We start from the raw sequence: 17,481 nt of genomic DNA on the forward strand, positions 1-17,481 counted from the left end.
GGCAAATTGTTGGAAAATAATTTCAGCCACATCAATATGAATATCAATAGAGTCTCATATGGTGGGTGTGGATATTCGCAAACTTAAAAATAATCGGAAAACAAGTTTCATCCATAATATCCATATATTCGGGCAATATATGGATGCCTCTTATTTCTCTCCGCGGTATCTCTAAGTTGCTCTTGATAATAAACGCGCCGAATTCGGCGTTTTTCTTTAACAGGACGAGGCTAGGCCTATGGAACATAAATCTAAAATGAGAAAAAAGCTTCCTTCTTTCGTCGATGCGCGTTTGAATTCGTTTCTACGTGATATGACTGAACCATATGAAAATGGTCGCCCATTACCCGTCAGCAGTCGACCGGGAAAAGGTGCGGTGATCATGCAAAGTAATGACTATTTGTCGTTGAGTCTTGATAGCCATATTCAGAAAGCGCATTTGGACGCCATTTCTGCGTCGAATGAAAATGTGGTGATGTCTGCTGTTTTTCTTCAGGATGAGGATCATAAACCGGACTTCGAAAAGCGTCTGGCGGAGTTTGTGGGGTTGGAGAGTTGTGTACTCTCTCAATCTGGATGGTCGGCGAATATCGGCTTATTGCAAACCATCTGTGAGCCGAACACATGCGTATATGTCGATTTCTTTGCGCACATGTCACTATGGGAAGGCGCCCGGATTGCGGGGGCACGGATTATTCCTTTTATTCACAATAGCGTATCAAACCTTAAACGACAAATTAAAAAAAATGGCCCTGGTATTATATTGATTGACTCGGTGTACAGCACGATCGGTACCATCGCACCGCTTCGAGCCATCTACGAAGTGGCTCAGGAGTTTGATTGTGCGTTGGTGGTTGATGAATCGCATTCGCTTGGCACCCATGGGCCAGATGGCTCGGGCCTAATTAATGAAATGGAAGTGCGAGATCAAGTCGACTTTGTTACGACCAGTCTTGCAAAGGCGTTTGCTTATCGAGCTGGGGCAGTACTTGGTCCAGCGAGCCTTATCAAAGCATTACCGTTTGTGTCGTTCCCTGCGATATTCAGTTCCACTGTACTACCGCAGGAGGTCGCAAGGCTTGATGCGACATTGGACGTGATAAAAAAGGGCGATGAGAAGCGAAAGCGCTTGTTTGAAATATCGGATGTGCTGCGCATGGGTCTTCGTGATATCGGCTTTAAAATCCGTAGTGAATCCCAAATTATTTCTCTGGAGTGTGGTGATGAGAAAAACACAGAACATGTGAGGGACTTTTTAGAAAGCAACGGTGTGTTCGGTGCGGTTTTCTGTGCACCGGCAACCGCAAAGAACAAAGCATTGATCCGGTTTTCCTTGAATGCAGATATGAGCTATCGGGAGGTAGATCATGTGCTGACAGTTTGTCAGGCTGCTTATGAAAATTCTGATCTCACCATCCATTGAAGTAAGGCTTGGTAAATCATGTATGGATAAGAAGCTCTGCAATGGCAGAGCTTTTTATGAAAGCCAGGTCGTTATTTTGTCTCTCAATTGCTGCTGCTCGGAAGGTTTGATAATGAAGTCTGTCATGCCTGAGGATGTGATTTTTTCAAGAGTGGGTCGAGAATTGTCACCTGTGTGAGCAATAATAGGGACATCAGCATAAGCTTGGAGTGAAGAGCGAATACGACGCGAAGTTTCCAGCCCATCCATCACAGGCATTTCGATATCCATCAGAATCAAATCCACATTCTGTTTATCTTGTTTAAGCATCGCTATTGCCTTGTCACCATTGGCGCATTGAATAACGTTAAACCCCTGTTTTTCTAAAATGATAGAAGTCATTTGGCGGAGTGACTCACTGTCATCCACTACCATAATGGTTTGTGTCTCGGTATTGCTTGGGGTTTGTGCACGCTTGTTGGGTATTGAAGCATCTACGGAGTCGAAAAATAACTGCTCAATCACCATTGTGGTATTCAAGCGCCATGCTAGCCCTTCAATCCATGTTGGGTTGTACACAGCATGCGATTGATGGCAAGTCGATGAACTGTTGTGCAGGTATATGATTTTTGCTTCAGTGAACGAAAGTATAGGTTCAAGATGGCCGAGCACATCCCCATTTGTCCCTACACTCTCCAAATCGACAATGATGACATCGTATTCAAAATCAAACTCGGGCTTCTTCAGAACGTGCAGCACATCGATAGTTTGCAGTTTGAAGCCCATTTTTTTGCTGATTTTCGTCGTACGCTGGACCAAATCAACGTCATCGGTCACCATCAGCATCGATTTAAGCTTGATCAGGTTGTGTTTGATATCTTGAGCAATTGAGGAGTCAAATGAGGGGAAAGCGAGAGTGAACGCAGTCCACTCCCCGACCTTAGAATCGCAACTGATTTCGCCACCGAAGGAACGCATGACTTTTCGGCAGAATGGCAATCCCAGTCCATAATTTCCGGTTCTTCCTGTGGTGTAAAAATCCTCGAAAATCAGGTTAATAATATCACTGGGTATTCCCTGACCATTGTCACGAACAATGATTCGATTTTCCCGATCACCGACTTCAACCATCACCTCTATCGCAAAATTTTCTCCGATTCGATGATGAAAAGCGTTTTTAAACAGGTTATAGATAACGTACTTCAGCAGGGTATCGCTGCCGAGAAAATCAAAGGTGTCGGTGTTTCTAATCGTTATCGCTGTTTTGTCTGTGTTGCTCCTGAAACCAAAACTATCGACAGCATATTGCAGCACATTTTTGACGGCGTGCTTTTTAAACGTTGAGCGGGAAACGCGGTTTTCATCAATGGACGTCAGCAGAAGATCGATGGTTTCATTACCGGCACGAATGATGTTCATCGCGTCGTCACTGATCTCACGGAGTAATAAAACGTCTTCTTCGCGAAGTTGATAAACCCGATTGTTGCTGTCCTTAGGATCCGGAATCGTCAAACGTATTAAATCAATGGAAGAGCAAAGACCACTGAGCGGGTTTCGCATTTCGTGAGCAATACCAGCACCAAAAACTTTAGCAATCGATACTTTGGTTTCATGCTCTTGTTGATTGCGAAAGAAAAATAAATTCCCGAAAACGTAGATGAAAAGGAACACTGGCATGTAGGTCCAATCCATCGAGAATGCTAGGTGATACCCCTTCTCAGCCCAGGCACAGATCGTTGCCATGGTAATACCTGCCAATGTTTGAGCAAACATGACCCAAGTAATATGTACCAGTAATATGTGAAGGAAAATTGCGGCCATAAAGGAAAGTAGCCAAACGGTGGACCAATTGTTCATCAGTAGCATATAGAAGAAAAAGAAGGGAAGAACAATGGAAATGGCGATTTGATAGAACCAGTGCATACGTTCTTTCAAAACGGGACTTAGCTTGTTTCTTACTAATACAATGACAAAAAACAAGCAACAAAGAAGTCGAAGAGGCAAGTTTTCATAAGCTTGAGGATATATATATTGCCAAATGAAATAGTAAGCCGGAAAGCCAATTAGTCCCATCCAGCTCACGAGCGTCAGGTTTGGTTCAGCGTATTGATAAACTTTGCGAAATGCCGCTTCCATGCTTTTGATAAAATTCTGCCATAGTTCAATGTTAACAGCCAAAGGTCTATACCCAATCAACCTGGAGATGCTCGATTTCAGAGGTCAACAGTGCGTTCAGTTCAAGGCAAATTCTTGTAGGAATAGTCATTCTATTTCACAGGAATTTAACGATGAAGTCGACGCACTGAGGGCCTCCCTTCGGGCGAGTTTACTGACGCCATGCTCGGTGTTATCCCTTTTTGATGGAGACCACTACATCGGCAAAGGGATGCCTAGATCATAACGTCAGTAAACCTCGCTGAATCCTGCATCTTCAGGTTGTTTGGGTATATCTTGCGTATTTTGCCCATCGAAGTGAATGGATCTAGCCAAAATGAATATATTAATTAATGCTCTGGCGTATATTTCATGGCACTCCAGTTTCGAACGCACATATTATCATTAATAGACTAAGAAAAATGAGTGTTCATATTCATATTGATAATCAAAAAATGACCATGCCTACAATCGATTCATAAGACAGACTTTATACAAACAGTCGCTATAGTGATGTCTTATTATTTGTACAAGTATCACGTTTGTATCTTAGCAAACGAAATTGAGTATCGCGGGAGGGGTGAGAGCAGAAAAATAAAGCGCAAACCATTCTGGGTCAAGGTGTAAATAAATAGTGTAACAATGGCCTATTTCGAAGCGATAAATGACAACTAAGAAATAGACCATAACAACAACTGGCTGCAATCACATGTGATTGCAGAGACTTATACTGCAAGCATCAATATCATTTGAAATCTATTATGGCTGCTGGCGGGTTGCCGCAATCACGATTTCACGTACACACACATTCTGAGGTTGGTTGTATGCGTAAGTTACTGCATTCGCGATATCGTCAGCCGCTAGAATACCGCCCATGTCTTCTTTCCAGCTTTCGTAACCCGCTTTGATATCGTCGCTGGTAGTGTGAGAAAGCAATTCGGTTTCTACTGCGCCAGGGGCGATAGTAATCACACGTACGTTTGCTGCGGCCACTTCTTCACGCACATTTTCAGAAATCGCGTGTACCGCGAATTTTGTGCCGCAATATGCTGCATGGTTCGGGAAGGTTTTACGACCAGCCACAGAACTGATGTTGATGATGGTGCCACTGTTACGCGCAATCATAGGGGCAAGCACGGCTTGCATGCCATTCATTAAGCCCATCACGTTGACGTTGAACATGTTTTGCCATTCAGCAGCATCTTGCGTTGCCATGTCACCCAGCAACATCACCCCAGCGTTGTTAACGAGTAAATCGGCTTCACCGTACATCGCTTCTGCCGCAGCAACCGCTTCATCAAAAGAGGCCTTCTCCGTGATATCGACTTTCTTGCACAGAGTGTTAGGTAGATTAAGTGCTTCTAAACGATCAACACGACGCGCAAGCAACAACAACGGGTGGCCTTGTGCTGATAATTGTTTTGCGATGGCTTCGCCAATGCCTGAGCTTGCACCTGTGATAACAGCTAACTTTTTCATGTTCTACCTCGATTGGACTGTTTGTTTTTTTATTAAGTGTTTCTTATTGAGGCTGCATTCTAAATAAGTCATGATTGTTGATATATATGTCACAATAAAACTCAGTGTTACGCTATGAGCACCAATAAAGACCCATTGAATGACAACCTTAGTGATATCCGCGCCTTCGTCGCAATTGCCGAGTCCGGCAGCTTTTCCAAAGCAGCTGAAAAGCTCGGAGCATCGCGCGCGCACATGTCACGTCAGCTTAGTCAGCTAGAAAGCCGCCTCGGTGTGCAGCTCATTATTCGTACCACCCGTTCTCAACGTTTAACCACAGCGGGTGAAGCCTTCTTTACACGTTGCCAAGCAGCGATGATGCAAATTGATGACGCCATTTCCGATGCCATTGATGATTCAGACCAATTGCGCGGACGCATCGCGGTGAATTGTGTAGGGGGGATATTGGGAGAATCACTGGTGGGCGACGTGATCCACAGGTTCTGTTTTGACCACCCTGATATTCATGTTGAATTGGATTTCAGCAGCGAACGGGTTGATCTGATTGAGTCACGTTTCGACTTAGTACTGCGAATGGGCGCATTGAATGATTCACGATTGATTGGTCGTTACTTGGGTGACATTGAAATCGGCACCTATGCAGCGCCGCATTACTTGTCGCAACGTGGTCGTCTTGCACACCCCAGAGATTTACACAAACACGATTGCTTAACGGGGTCAGTAACACGCTGGCGTTATGTGAAAGTGGACGAGCACTCTCAGCACGTCGATGTGGACGTGAAAGGCAATTTACAATGTAAAAACGGTCATGTGTTGATGAGTGCCTCGCTACAAGGTAACGGTATTTGTCGCCTCCCTGCACTTTACTGTGAAAGCCATGTACAAGCCGGAAGATTGGAGAACGTGTTTACCGATTGGGAAGTCGAGAAAGTGCCGCTGTATTTGCTTTATCACAAAGACCGCCACCAGCCAAAACGATTAAAAGCCTTGATACAAAAGATGGTTGCTGAAGTGCCACCTCAGCTTTCTTAATTGTCACCTTCTCTGACCTCACTTCTCGTTCTACCTCAAATAATTTATGGCGTATACAACAAGTAAGTACCTGCTTACTTGTTACTGGCAGGCATAAAAAAGCCACGCTGCTCAGGCGTGGCTTTGGCATTCTTTTTTGGGAGAGAGGGACTAAGCTCTGTTATTGTCTGTAACTTTGATGCTTTACGTTGTTCCTGTAACTTTCTTTTGAGCGCCAACGTGTTCGTAATACACTGACGTCTCTCTTGTTTCCTCTCCACTCAACAACACATCATCAGCAGGTAGCACGATGTTATCCGCCATCGCAGATTTTTCGGCCAATGCAATATCATCATCTTGTGTACGCATGTCTTCCGTTAAGCTCGCAAACGTTGTCTCTGTCGCCAATGCTTCTTCTCGGGCAGCTCGCTTTGTTTTGCGCTTTTCAAGGCCAGCAAGCCAGATAAGAGGCACAACAATCAACGAGGTGCCGACAATCATCAGCATGTCTGGTACTTCTCCAAATAGGACAAGGCCGACGCCAACCGCGCAGACAAGGCCGCTGTATTCAGCACTCGCTATCTTGTTGCTTTCCGCGGCGCGGTAAGCAATTACACACGTGGCGGCATACACCAAAATAAACGCGGTTGAGCCAGACGCGCGCAGGAATAAATCCATGCTAAAAGGCGCGCCTTCATACAATGCCAACCCTAATGCGATAGGAATACCGATCAGGTTATGTAGCAACAAGGTTTGCGGCACAGTTTGCTCTCGCGGAATTTTCGGGATCAACAAGTTGTTCACCGCCAGCGTCACTGCCACGATCATCGCTGAAATAGCCGCCCAGCTTAGCTCTGTCGGGCGCACCAAGATGAGCACGCCAATAAAGCCCACAACAGCTGCAGCAATGGATGCCGACGACAGTTTTTCTCGCAAGAACATAGCCGCCAACGGAAGCATGATCAAGGGTGCTGCATAGAAGATCGCGTTCGCCGTGGCCAATGGTAAGGTCGTTAACGCAATCACCGAGAAGAACACGCCCACCAACCACACATGGGCGCGAAGAAAGTGCCATTTAAGCCCAAGTGTCAGATTTTTCTTCGGTGCCGTTAAACAGAAAGGAAGCAAAATGAGAACGGCTGACACCTGACGAAACAAAGCAAATTGGAAGATAGCGCCGTCAGGCCCTCCTTCCATCGTTTTAACCAGCGCATCAGAAAATGTCGCGCTAAGGTTACCAATAACCAACAAGGTCATGGCCATCCCAATTGAAATATTACGCATGATAAAGGCTCCTGTTCATGTCGTATTTCCTCTCTCACGATGTTGCGACGTTCAGATTAGCGAATTGAGTTATCGCTATTCAGACAGCAACCTCTCGAGATTAAGGGCCCAAAGATCAAATACAGATCACAGAATGGGCATAGTAGCGCCGCTTTAGCATGACGTATAATGATGAAAATTCGCTATTCATGAGTTTTTTAGATAATGAAGTTTCCCCCACTCCGAGCAGTGCAATATTTTGAAGTGGTTGCTCGGCTCAACAGTTTTTCTAAAGCAGCCGAAAAACTCAGCGTCACCCAGAGTGCTGTGAGCCACCAAATCCGCTTGTTGGAAGATTTTTTGGGCGAATCTTTGTTTGATCGTCAAGGCCGCTTGTTGCAACTCACACCCGTCGGTCAGCGTTATTATGATGATGTGGCAGACCCACTACAGGCCATTGCCCGTGCCAGTCACCAAGTCAGAGAAGGGGTTTCAGGCCAACTTAGGCTTGCCGTCTTTAGCTCTTTAGCCGTGAAATGGCTGATGCCGCAATTGTCTGATTTTCGACAGCAGCACCCAGAAATAGACCTTGCGCTAGAAATGTTTGCCGACCATCCCCACCTTTCCGACAAACTGGCAGATTGCTTCATTGTCGATTTTGAACCGGGTCGTAACTACCAATATGACTTGCTGTACAAAGAGTACCTTTACCCTGTTTGTAGCAACAAAATTTGGCAGCAGATTAAAGACAAGCCCCTACCTGACGCCCTTTGGGACTACCCGCTATTGTCTGTTACGTCATTGATGGAAAACGACTGGGCGCAATGGTGCAAATTGGGCGGTTTTTCGTTACCTAATCACGTAAAAATTCATTCTTTTAGCCATATGCTGCTTGCCACGGAAGCGGCGCGATATGAGCATGGTATTACTTTTTTGAATTACTATTTCATGAACGAAATCGACCGCGAGCAACTAGTGCGTATTCCAATGCATGAGATGCCCACAGGCGACAGTTTGTATTTTGTTTATAAGAAGCATCGAGCCCGTCAACCTGAAATCCTAAAACTCGGGCGCTGGTTGCAACAAATCTCCACGCAAGAAGAGTGAGGAACTAATAAACTATTCTCCCCAAAGACTCATCAAAGTTTACGAAGCCATCTCCCCCTCAATCATGCAAGTAGTGCTTGTCTAAACATGCATTTAGATAAAATACGTCTAAACTCAAATGTGAGCCATCGCTAACTTTTGAGTTTTTATTCTTATTTATGATGCAGTGAGAATTTAAGGAATGAAGCATTTAACCAAGATTTATGCTCGCCCAATCAAGCGACCTTTGAATCTTAATGTCACCCTATTCATCACCCTCATCGCGTGGGCAACTGCATGGCCGGCACTTGCCGCTAACACCTCAAAAGCAGCCAATATTGATTATGGATACTCAAAATTGTACGGCGAGCTGACCCCCACTCAGGTTTACTCGTTGGTAAAAAACATCGACTCGATGGTCATGCACTACGCGTATCGATACCAACCCAAGTTAACCAGCAAGCTGCCACGAAAAATTGTGCCCGTAAACGGCTACCGACCGGAACAAGTCTTCGTCGCTCTTGGCAAGCTCAGCGACGATATCGATGTCTTCGCTAAACAACAGAATGTTGAACCCGTCAAACGCATCAAGCGCGAGGCTAAAGAGGCGATTCCCGCCGAAGTATTTTTACTGGCTGGCGCCAGTTTAGACACATTCTCTGAAGCGCTAGCGGTACTTGAACCCACGAATACGTTTGGCGATTTCTACTCGCAACGAACCTATTCACGAGACAAAACACCGTCCGATGTTTATGCCCTTGTCGATCTGATCAACAGAAAGCTGACCATCTTGCTTGGTCAACCATTAGAACTCAGTGAGTGAAGAATTCATGAATCGTCGATATTTCCGCTACACGATTGGTAAACGCCTAGTCCTTGGTTTTGGCTTGATCATGACTATTTTGGTTGCCGCAGTCAGTTTGTCTAATCAACGTCTCGCTGATGTCAATATCCTTGAGCGTGAGCTTGTTGATAAGACATTCCCTGCCACGTTGGCGAGCAATCAGTTGGTTGCGGAGGTAAACCGATCTTTGGCGATCTTGCGCGGATATGTGGTTCTTGGCGATGATGAATTTTTGTCAAAACGGCAAACCACATGGGAAAACATCGAGGAACAACTCGTCGTCCTTAGCCAGGCTATCAGTAGTTCACATATTAATAACGACAAATACATGGCCAAAATAGAGACGTTAAAAGACAACCTTCGTCTGTATCGCGCAGCGCAAGATGACATAGAACGCATCGCGCATACAGCAGATGAACAGCCCGCCATGAAGATCTATGCCGAACAGGTTGAACCCATCATGATGCGGTTGGTGTCTGCCATCAATCTACTCACCAGTATCGAACGGGACTTGCCCTCAACGCCAGAGCGTAAGGAGCTACTCGGATTATTTGCTGAATCAAGCGCTTCGTTTTCTCTGGGTCTTGCCGCCGCACGTTCATACCTTATTAGTGGCGAGGTCGTGTTTAAATCCACTTTTTTTGAAAAATGGACAACCAATGAAAACAATCTCTTCGCCATCGAAGATAAAAAGCACCTTCTGACTCGCGAGCAAGCCAAGCTTTTCAGAGAATACAGTGATTATCGTGACCAGTTCTCGCCAGTGGTGATGCAAATGTTCGAGGTCAGAGATACTGAGCAGTGGAACATGTCTCAGTATCTCTTGGGCACAAAAGCGTCTCCACTCGCGACCCTATCCCTAACACTCATCGAAGAAATCGTCTCCCTCCAAGAAGAAGCGCTAAACACTGACGTGAAAACACTCGACAATCTAAACAAGGAGATCACCACCGTTCTCGCTCTAACGGGCGTGGTTGGGGTCATTTTGGGTATTGTCATTGCTGTATTGATTACGCGCTCAGTTACAACCCCTCTTACAAAAATGACGCGTAGCCTTAAACAAATATCAAGAACAGGGGATTATTCACTTCGCCTTACTGTGAAAGGGAATGACGAAATCAGCCAGTCGTCCGCCGCATTCAATTCCCTGATGGATGCGACACAAAATGCCCTCAGTGAAATCAATACAGTGATGGCGCGAATTTCTGAAGGTGACCTCAGTGTTCGCATTCAAGGTGACTATTGTGGTGACCTTCTTTCAATCAAAGAAGCCACCAACCTTTCTCTCAACAATGCAGAATTGGCAGAACAAGCAAAGCGTGATTATGAACATACATCACGTATCATTGCTGAGGAAAATGCTCAGGTTAGACAAGCGTTAGATGGTGTCTCAAACAACATCATGCTGGCAAACAACGACAATGAAGTCATTTACCTCAATGAAGCAGCATCCGCGATGTTACGTGAAGCAAAAAGCGATTTCTCACAAGAAATCAAAGGATTCAATCCAGATGACATCATCGGAAAATCCATTGATGCATTCCACCGCCACCCGGCCAAGCAGCGTAAAATCCTCTCATCACTTTCGCAACCATTCTCCAGCGAATTTTGTGTGGGCAATAAAGTCATGACCATAAATGCAATGCCAATGCGGAATATTAATGGGGATCGTATTGGAACCGCGATTGAATGGAAAGATCGTACTGCAGAAGTCGCGATTGAGCGTGAAATTGCCGAAGTAGTGTCTCGTGCCACACGAGGGGAATTTGGTCAGCGTATTGAGTTGGCAGGCAAAGAGGGTTTTTTCTATAACTTAGCGGAAGGCCTGAACTTACTGACGGAAAATGTCGATAACTCTCTGGCTGATATGCAACACATATTGGCAGCCATGGCTAAGGGCGATCTCACTCAGCAGGTTGAGAAGGATTACAGTGGCCGACTTGCCCAGCTTAAAAAAGACACCAATCAGACCATCGACAAATTGACTGACGTCATCCATAGCATTCGTGAAACCAGTTCGACAGTCGCTGCGTCTTCGCGAGAGATAGTCACCGGCAACCAAGATTTAAGCGCACGAACTGAAGCACAAGCAACGTCTTTGCAGTCCACCGCCGCAAGTATGGAGCAAATGACTGGGACAGTGAAACACAGTGCAGAGAATGCCTTTTCAACAAAAATGGTCAGCATGAAAGCGCGCGCCAAAGCGCGTGAGGGCGGCCATACCATTTCACGAACCATTGATGCGATGCGTGACATTACGGAGGCCAGCGACGAAATCACCCAAATCACCACTGTCATTGACGGAATAGCCTTTCAGACCAATTTGTTGGCATTGAATGCGGCTGTTGAAGCTGCTCGCGCAGGAGAACAAGGGCGAGGGTTCGCCGTCGTCGCGGGTGAAGTACGTAATCTTGCTCAACGCTCAGCTAACGCAGCTAAAGCGATAAAAGATCTGATTGAAGCCAGTAAGAAAAAAGTGGCCATTGGTTCTGACTTGGTTGAAGAGTCTGGAAAAACCCTGACAGAAATCGTCGCCATGGTTGAAGATGTTGGCAGCAAAATGGAAGAGATATCAGATGCTGCACAAGAGCAAAGTGTGGGCATTGAACAAGTTAACTTGGCCATCGCCAAAATGGACGACATGACGCAGCAAAATGCGGCGCTTGTGCAGCAAGCAACAACGGCCAGTGAAAGCATGTGGCATTTGTCGCAAGACATGACTGAAATGCTGGCCTTCTTTGCCTTGCCAAACCATACCACAGAGCTAAGCAATCAAGATCATGACACGACAAACTCAATTGCCGATCACCTGATTTTTGACGACGAAGATGAGGATGATGATGAAGGAAGCAATATCAGCAAAGGTACGAGCGAATTTTAAAGTGATAACCTTGTAGAGGTCCATAGAGAGCCCATGTAGGGACCAATCATCCTGCATCTTCAGATTGTTTAGGTAGCGTTGTTTGGGGGTATAGAGGTTAGTGCATCAACAAACAGCACAAAGGACGAGGTTGCTGCAATAAAAAGGCTCACTTACTGACATAAAAAAACGGACTTATGCCCGTTTTTAGTAATTCGTAAAAGTCGCAATGCATCAAGGATATATATCAACGCATTTAACTAACCCACTGACATTACCTTAAGCCATTTTGACCATTAACCTGCTTTCGTTTTAAAAAACGACACTAATTCTCGCTGCCCTTCCGCTTCAGCTAACAAATTCTCGCTGGCAGCTGTTGCCTCTTCCGCCAGACCTGCATTTTGCTGTGTCATGTTGTCCATCTCTGTCACTGCGCGATTTATCTCTGCAATGCCCTGCGACTGCTCGGTATTCGCCGTGCTCATATCATTGATCAAGGTCGATACGCTCTTTATAGCTTCGACAATCTCATCAAGATTCTCACCTGATTTTCTGACTAAATGTGTGCCATCTTTGGTCTTGTTAACGCTCGCGTTAATAAGCTCCTTGATTTCAACAGATGCCTTCGCACTTCGCTGCGCCAAATTTCGAACCTCACCGGCGACAACAGCGAATCCCCTTCCTTGTTCACCCGCACGGGCTGCTTCAACAGCCGCATTCAATGCCAACAAGTTAGTCTGGAAGGCAATTTCATTGATCACACCGATAATGTCTGAGATCTGATTGCTCGATTTTTCAATTTCAGCCATCGCGCCGATCGCTTCCGTGACCACTTTGCCGCCCAGTTCCGCCTTCTGCGTTGCTTCAGTGGCGAGCTTAACGGCATTTTGCGAGGTATCAGCATTTTGCTGTACTGTTGCAGTAATCTCTTGCATGCTTGCGGCAGTTTCTTCCAAGCTGGCCGCCTGACTTTCAGTTCTGTCACTCAAGTCGCTGGTTCCAAGCTTAATTTCACGTGCCCCTGAGCTGACAGAGTTAGACGCTTTCACAATGTCTTTTACCAAGGTATTAAGATGAGCAATCATCGAATTAAGGGCATCACGTACAGGTTCAAATTCATCATCCAGTTTTTCAGAGATGGTATGATCAAGATCGCCCTTAGATAAAGACAACAAGCAATTACTGATCAAGGAGACTGCCCGCTTTTTCGCCGTAATATCAGACGCATACTTGACCACTTTGAATGGCTTGCCATTGATGTCACGAATCGGGTTGTAAGATGCCTGAATCCAGACTTCTCGCCCCCCTTTTGCGATACGTCGAAACTCTGCGCTTTCAAAATCCCCGCGATTGAGTTTCTCCCAAAACGCTTTGTACTCTGCCGAGTTACTCTCTTTGGGATCAACGAAGATGGAATGGTGAAGACCTTTCACTTCATTTAAGGTGTAACCCATCGCATTCAAAAAATTGTCATTGGCAGAAACAATCGTGCCGCTCATGTCAAATTCGATAACCGCTTGCGACTTCCCAATGGCTTCTATCTGACCTTCGAAATCAGCATTCTTCAATTTCTGTTTGGTAATATCAGTGGCGTATTTAACCACTTTGAAGGGTCGACCTGAGGCATCCATGATGGGGTTGTATGATGCCTGAATCCAAATCTCTCGCCCTCCTTTGCCAACACGCTTGTACTCACCGGCTTGAAACTCTCCTTTTGCAAGTCGCTTCCAAAAATCCTTATATTCGTTAGAAGAAGCCAAGGTGTGGGTGACAAACATGGAGTGATGCTTACCCTTTATCTCTTCCAGCTTGTAGCCCGTTGCATTGAGAAAGTTATCATTGGCATTGCGAATGGTGCCATCAAGTTCAAACTCAATGACCGCCTGCGACTTACCAATAGCCCGTATTTGCCCCGCAAAATCAGCGTTACGTAACTTGTGTTCGGTAATATCAGTGGCAAATTTCACTACTTTAAAGGGATTCCCTTCGTCATCAAAAATAGGATTGTAAGATGCACTGATCCACACTTCTTTTCCGCCCTTGCCTAAGCGCTTAAATTGCTCAGTCACCGTTTTGCCTGTGGCTAACGTTTCCCAAAATTTCTTGTAGTCAGCGGAGCGCGAAAACTCAGGTTCAACAAAAAGAGAGTGATGCTCCCCAACGATTTCTTTTAATGTGTATCCCATGACGCTCAAGAAGTTCTCATTTGCCATGAGAATATTCCCCTGCAAATCGAACTCGATCACCGCTTGAACCTTGTTTATCGCATCCATTTTCCCTGAGAAATCTACACTTTGGTTCTTTTCCTGAGTGATGTCTGCAGCAAACTTAACGACCTTCTCAACACTGCCATCTTCAGCAACAACCGGATTATAGGTCGCCTGTATCCAGACAATCACACCGTTTTTACCACGCCGTTTATATTGTGAAGAAAAGGACTTTCCTTGGTTCAATTGCGCCCAAAAATCTCGATAATCCGACGAATTAGCATAAGAAGGTTCTACAAATATTGAATGGTGCTTACCTTCAATTTCTGAAAGTTGATATCCCATCACTTTCAGAAAGTTATCGTTGGCGGAAAGCACTTTTCCCAAGGGATCAAATTCAATAATCGCTATCGATTTATCAAGCGCAGCGATCTTCGCCTTGGCATCGCTTCCAATGTCGGTGTGAGAGCCAATCACACTGCCTATGACTCGCTTCAAGTTTGATAGTATTGAGCTTTGCATTTACGCCTCTCCTATTCAGTTACTAGAATTCTAGTCGATGAGACACATTCTTCCTGCTAAGACTCGTTTTAAATCAATAATATTTTGGGTGACTGCCCACAAAAAAAGCCAGCATCATGCTGGCTTTGATATTTCATCAATGTTGAATTGACTAAATCAGTCCCAACTCGCGTAGGCGCTCCATCAAGTAGCTGTCTGCGGTATAGCGCTCAGACAACACCACATCTGGCTTCGGGTGCAAAAATAGAGGTAAGGAAATACGAGATTTACGCATATCTACACCTTCGGGATTAACCACACGGTGCGTGGTTGACGGAAAGTAACCGTCAGACGCTTCTTGCAACATGTCACCGATATTAATGATGAGGTTGCCAAAATCACACGGAACCTCTAACCAGTCACCGTCTTTGCCTTTCACCTGCAAACCGGGTTCATTCGCTGCAGGTAGGATGGTTAACAAGTTGATATCTTCATGCGCTGCTGCACGAATTGCGCCTGGATCCTCATCACCTTGCATCGGCGGGTAATGTAAGACACGAAGCAACGTTTTGTCACTTCCATCAATCATGCTCGACAATGATTGCGAGTAATGCTGAGAAACTTCCGCTGGGGAGTGAGCTTCCACCCATGCGAGGAGTTGTTGTGCCAAACCATTAGCCTGATCGTAATAATCTTGCAGCTCTTCTCTCAGTGCATCAGGGCACTGTCCCAACGGGTAATAGTGAAAGAACTCTTTGATGTCTTTTTGCTGCTGACCTTTGGCAACTTCAGACACGTTGCAAGGGAACAAACCATCTTGGCTTTCAGGGTTAAAACGAAATTGCATCTTGTCTTCACTGTCGAAGAACTGCTGCCAATTTTGATAGATAGACGCGACAAGGTCTTGGTTAATCGGGTGGTTTTTCAGTACGCCAAATCCTGTATTTCGCAGAGATTCAACAAAACGCGCCGCGGCATCGGGCGCGTTGAAATCGACGGCTTCCAATTTCATGGTGACTCACTTTCTTATGGTTTGTGATTGTTATATACCCACGTATGTCGAAACCTGTCGTGGGCATTTCAAGTATACTCAAACCACTCAATAAGGCAGAGGTGTATACCCAATTAACTTGAAGATGCTCGATTTCAGAGGCCATCAGATTGTTTGGGTACATTAGCCAACACAGCGCAGTTTACCGTCTTTTTTTCGCAGAGCCTGCCACTCGTCACGCAATACACCATAGCGTAAAGAGTCATAGTACTGACCTTGGTGGAAACGTACTTTCCTGATCCTTCCTTCTTCTTGCATCCCTAGCGCCATCGCACATTTCATCATACGGGGGTTACCAGACCAGGTTGTTAGCCCAATTCGCTCCACATCATAGTGTTCGAACAAATGGGAAATCCATAACGTGAGTGCCTTTCGGCCAAGTTGTTTTCCCCAATGCGCTGAAGTGAAAATAGTAATGCCCACTTCTAGCCAACGTGTTGACTGATCTTCCCAATAGCAGGAAAGATAGCCGATGGCTTCTCCGTGATAATCAATGACGATGGCCGTTTTCGCTTCTCGCAAGCGCTTAAACAAATGGCGGCGAAACTGAAATTTGGATTGATGCTCCAATGGGAAATAGGGGGCATCATGCACTTTCCACTCGTTTTCCACATAGATGAAGTGCCAAAGATGGTCCCGCTCTTCTGCTTTAGCAGGCCGCAAGCAAATATCGCTAAATGTAAACATGCTACTCCTTGTCATTTCGCCGCTGTGACGGTCTTTTTTTCATAATGTAGCGCGAACCCGATTCACATCAGGACAAACCAGTTATGCGCTTCAATACCGACGCATGCAAAATCTGAGACGCTACATCCAAGCTGTGACTAAGAGATTGTTCAGTAGATAATTTCCCTCTATTTATCACGCTATGAACGCCCACTATCACTCGTCTATTTCCAAAATAATACGAGAAGACGTTTCATTAAATTATCTAACAAACCACTGAAATCGCTAATTGGAAAATCAATAACATTGGTGAGATCCAATTATGGATGTTAAGCGCGTTCCATTTACATCGCGGATCACTGCACGTCATATTACAGAAAAGTTAACTGGACAATGAGCTAGGGTTTCCTAACCTTTTGATAGAGCACATTACAAATAACGATATTCATTGCATCATCTTTTGGGGATTCTTGTCATGGCGTTAACAGCACACCAAGTCACATTGATCACAGAGAGCTTTAAAAAGGTTGAACCTATATCTCTGAAAGCCGCAGAGATATTTTATGACACCTTGTTCTCCTATGATCCGTCACTAAAAGCTTTATTTAAAGGCGACATGAAACAACAAGGTCGCAAGTTGATGGCAATGCTCCATGCAGCGGTCAGTACCTTGAATTCCCCTGAACAGTTATTGCCTGTATTGCAGCAACTGGCTAAAAGGCATGAAGGGTATGGGGTGAAAAAATCACACTTCACTCCCGTCGGCAATGCCTTACTCCACACACTGAAAGTTGGGTTGGGAGACGATTTCACACCAGAAACTCGCGCTGCTTGGGTGGCACTGTTGCACTTCGTTGCCGATACCATGAAAGCTGAAATGGCCGCGTAACTCGTGTTAACACACCGGGTGGGGTGGCAATAGTGATCAATCAGCATAAAAAAAGAGCCGACCATCGG

11 protein-coding genes and 2 pseudogenes are annotated in these 17,481 nt (G+C 45.4%); 6 read left to right on the forward strand and 7 right to left on the reverse strand.

Annotation, left to right across the window (positions count from 1 at the left end):
- The first annotated feature begins 256 nt into the window (after nucleotides 1–256).
- Complete coding sequence (gene cqsA / locus LRP50_RS18330) at nucleotides 257–1,423, forward strand: alpha-hydroxyketone-type quorum-sensing autoinducer synthase (protein ID WP_420791237.1); 1,167 nt, start codon at nucleotides 257–259, stop codon at nucleotides 1,421–1,423.
- A 54-nt stretch (nucleotides 1,424–1,477) separates the two neighbouring features.
- Here cqsA and LRP50_RS18335 read toward each other — a convergent pair whose 3' ends face one another.
- Together LRP50_RS18335 and LRP50_RS18340 are read right to left on the reverse strand one after the other, a co-directional pair.
- A complete protein-coding gene (locus LRP50_RS18335; RefSeq protein ID WP_274165927.1) occupies nucleotides 1,478–3,538 on the reverse strand; it encodes an ATP-binding response regulator in 2,061 nt (686 codons plus the stop codon).
- A gap of 777 nt (nucleotides 3,539–4,315) precedes the next feature.
- A complete protein-coding gene (locus LRP50_RS18340; protein WP_274165898.1) occupies nucleotides 4,316–5,035 on the reverse strand; it encodes an SDR family oxidoreductase in 720 nt (239 codons plus the stop codon).
- 114 nt (nucleotides 5,036–5,149) lie between these two features.
- Between LRP50_RS18340 and LRP50_RS18345 the strand changes: the two genes are divergently transcribed.
- Nucleotides 5,150–6,067: a LysR family transcriptional regulator gene (locus tag LRP50_RS18345; RefSeq protein ID WP_274165899.1), complete on the forward strand. Its 918-nt coding sequence runs from the start codon at nucleotides 5,150–5,152 to the stop codon at nucleotides 6,065–6,067.
- A 402-nt stretch (nucleotides 6,068–6,469) separates the two neighbouring features.
- Here the strand turns inward: LRP50_RS18345 and LRP50_RS18350 are convergent.
- Nucleotides 6,470–7,330, reverse strand: a pseudogene (locus LRP50_RS18350) (DMT family transporter); the annotation flags it as partial.
- Nucleotides 7,331–7,534: 204 nt separating this feature from the next.
- Here LRP50_RS18350 and LRP50_RS18355 point away from each other — a divergent pair.
- The 3 genes from LRP50_RS18355 (at nucleotide 7,535) to LRP50_RS18365 (ending at nucleotide 12,120) form a co-directional block, all read left to right on the forward strand.
- Nucleotides 7,535–8,416 carry a LysR substrate-binding domain-containing protein gene (locus LRP50_RS18355; protein WP_274165901.1) on the forward strand — a complete coding sequence of 294 codons (882 nt, stop codon included), beginning with the start codon at nucleotides 7,535–7,537 and terminating at the stop codon, nucleotides 8,414–8,416.
- Nucleotides 8,417–8,597: 181 nt separating this feature from the next.
- Nucleotides 8,598–9,218, forward strand: a complete 621-nt coding sequence (locus tag LRP50_RS18360) for a hypothetical protein (protein ID WP_274165902.1) — start codon at nucleotides 8,598–8,600, stop codon at nucleotides 9,216–9,218.
- Nucleotides 9,219–9,225: 7 nt separating this feature from the next.
- Entirely contained in the window at nucleotides 9,226–12,120 is a 2,895-nt protein-coding gene (locus LRP50_RS18365) for a methyl-accepting chemotaxis protein (RefSeq protein ID WP_274165903.1), read from the forward strand.
- Between the two features lie 275 nt (nucleotides 12,121–12,395).
- Here the strand turns inward: LRP50_RS18365 and LRP50_RS25750 are convergent, their stop codons facing one another.
- The 4 genes and pseudogenes from LRP50_RS25750 to LRP50_RS18380 form a co-directional block, all read right to left on the reverse strand.
- On the reverse strand, nucleotides 12,396–13,184 hold the full coding sequence (locus LRP50_RS25750) for a methyl-accepting chemotaxis protein (protein ID WP_420791238.1): 789 nt from the start codon (nucleotides 13,182–13,184) through the stop codon (nucleotides 12,396–12,398).
- 123 nt (nucleotides 13,185–13,307) lie between these two features.
- A pseudogene (locus LRP50_RS25755) lies at nucleotides 13,308–14,828 on the reverse strand (PAS domain-containing protein); the annotation flags it as partial.
- Nucleotides 14,829–14,979: 151 nt separating this feature from the next.
- Entirely contained in the window at nucleotides 14,980–15,819 is an 840-nt protein-coding gene (locus LRP50_RS18375; RefSeq protein WP_274165905.1) for an isopenicillin N synthase family dioxygenase, read from the reverse strand.
- A gap of 162 nt (nucleotides 15,820–15,981) precedes the next feature.
- Nucleotides 15,982–16,545 carry a GNAT family N-acetyltransferase gene (locus LRP50_RS18380; protein WP_274165906.1) on the reverse strand — a complete coding sequence of 188 codons (564 nt, stop codon included), beginning with the start codon at nucleotides 16,543–16,545 and terminating at the stop codon, nucleotides 15,982–15,984.
- A 454-nt stretch (nucleotides 16,546–16,999) separates the two neighbouring features.
- Here LRP50_RS18380 and LRP50_RS18385 point away from each other — a divergent pair, with 454 nt between their 5' ends.
- Nucleotides 17,000–17,413 (forward strand): globin family protein, encoded by a 414-nt coding sequence (locus tag LRP50_RS18385; protein ID WP_274165907.1) that lies wholly within the window; start codon nucleotides 17,000–17,002, stop codon nucleotides 17,411–17,413.
- Nucleotides 17,414–17,481: the final 68 nt, after the last annotated feature.

The sequence above is a fragment of the Enterovibrio gelatinilyticus genome (genome assembly GCF_028683095.1).
Lineage (GTDB): Bacteria > Pseudomonadota > Gammaproteobacteria > Enterobacterales > Vibrionaceae > Enterovibrio > Enterovibrio gelatinilyticus.

Coding starts and splice junctions, on each gene's coding strand:
- cqsA (WP_420791237.1), top strand. CDS start 257: ATGAGAAAAAAGCTTCCTTCTTTCGTCGATGCGCGTTTGAATTCGTTT.
- LRP50_RS18335 (WP_274165927.1), bottom strand. CDS start 3,538: ATGGAAGCGGCATTTCGCAAAGTTTATCAATACGCTGAACCAAACCTG.
- LRP50_RS18340 (WP_274165898.1), bottom strand. CDS start 5,035: ATGAAAAAGTTAGCTGTTATCACAGGTGCAAGCTCAGGCATTGGCGAA.
- LRP50_RS18345 (WP_274165899.1), top strand. CDS start 5,150: ATGAGCACCAATAAAGACCCATTGAATGACAACCTTAGTGATATCCGC.
- LRP50_RS18355 (WP_274165901.1), top strand. CDS start 7,535: ATGAAGTTTCCCCCACTCCGAGCAGTGCAATATTTTGAAGTGGTTGCT.
- LRP50_RS18360 (WP_274165902.1), top strand. CDS start 8,598: ATGAAGCATTTAACCAAGATTTATGCTCGCCCAATCAAGCGACCTTTG.
- LRP50_RS18365 (WP_274165903.1), top strand. CDS start 9,226: ATGAATCGTCGATATTTCCGCTACACGATTGGTAAACGCCTAGTCCTT.
- LRP50_RS25750 (WP_420791238.1), bottom strand. CDS start 13,184: ATGATTGCTCATCTTAATACCTTGGTAAAAGACATTGTGAAAGCGTCT.
- LRP50_RS18375 (WP_274165905.1), bottom strand. CDS start 15,819: ATGAAATTGGAAGCCGTCGATTTCAACGCGCCCGATGCCGCGGCGCGT.
- LRP50_RS18380 (WP_274165906.1), bottom strand. CDS start 16,545: ATGTTTACATTTAGCGATATTTGCTTGCGGCCTGCTAAAGCAGAAGAG.
- LRP50_RS18385 (WP_274165907.1), top strand. CDS start 17,000: ATGGCGTTAACAGCACACCAAGTCACATTGATCACAGAGAGCTTTAAA.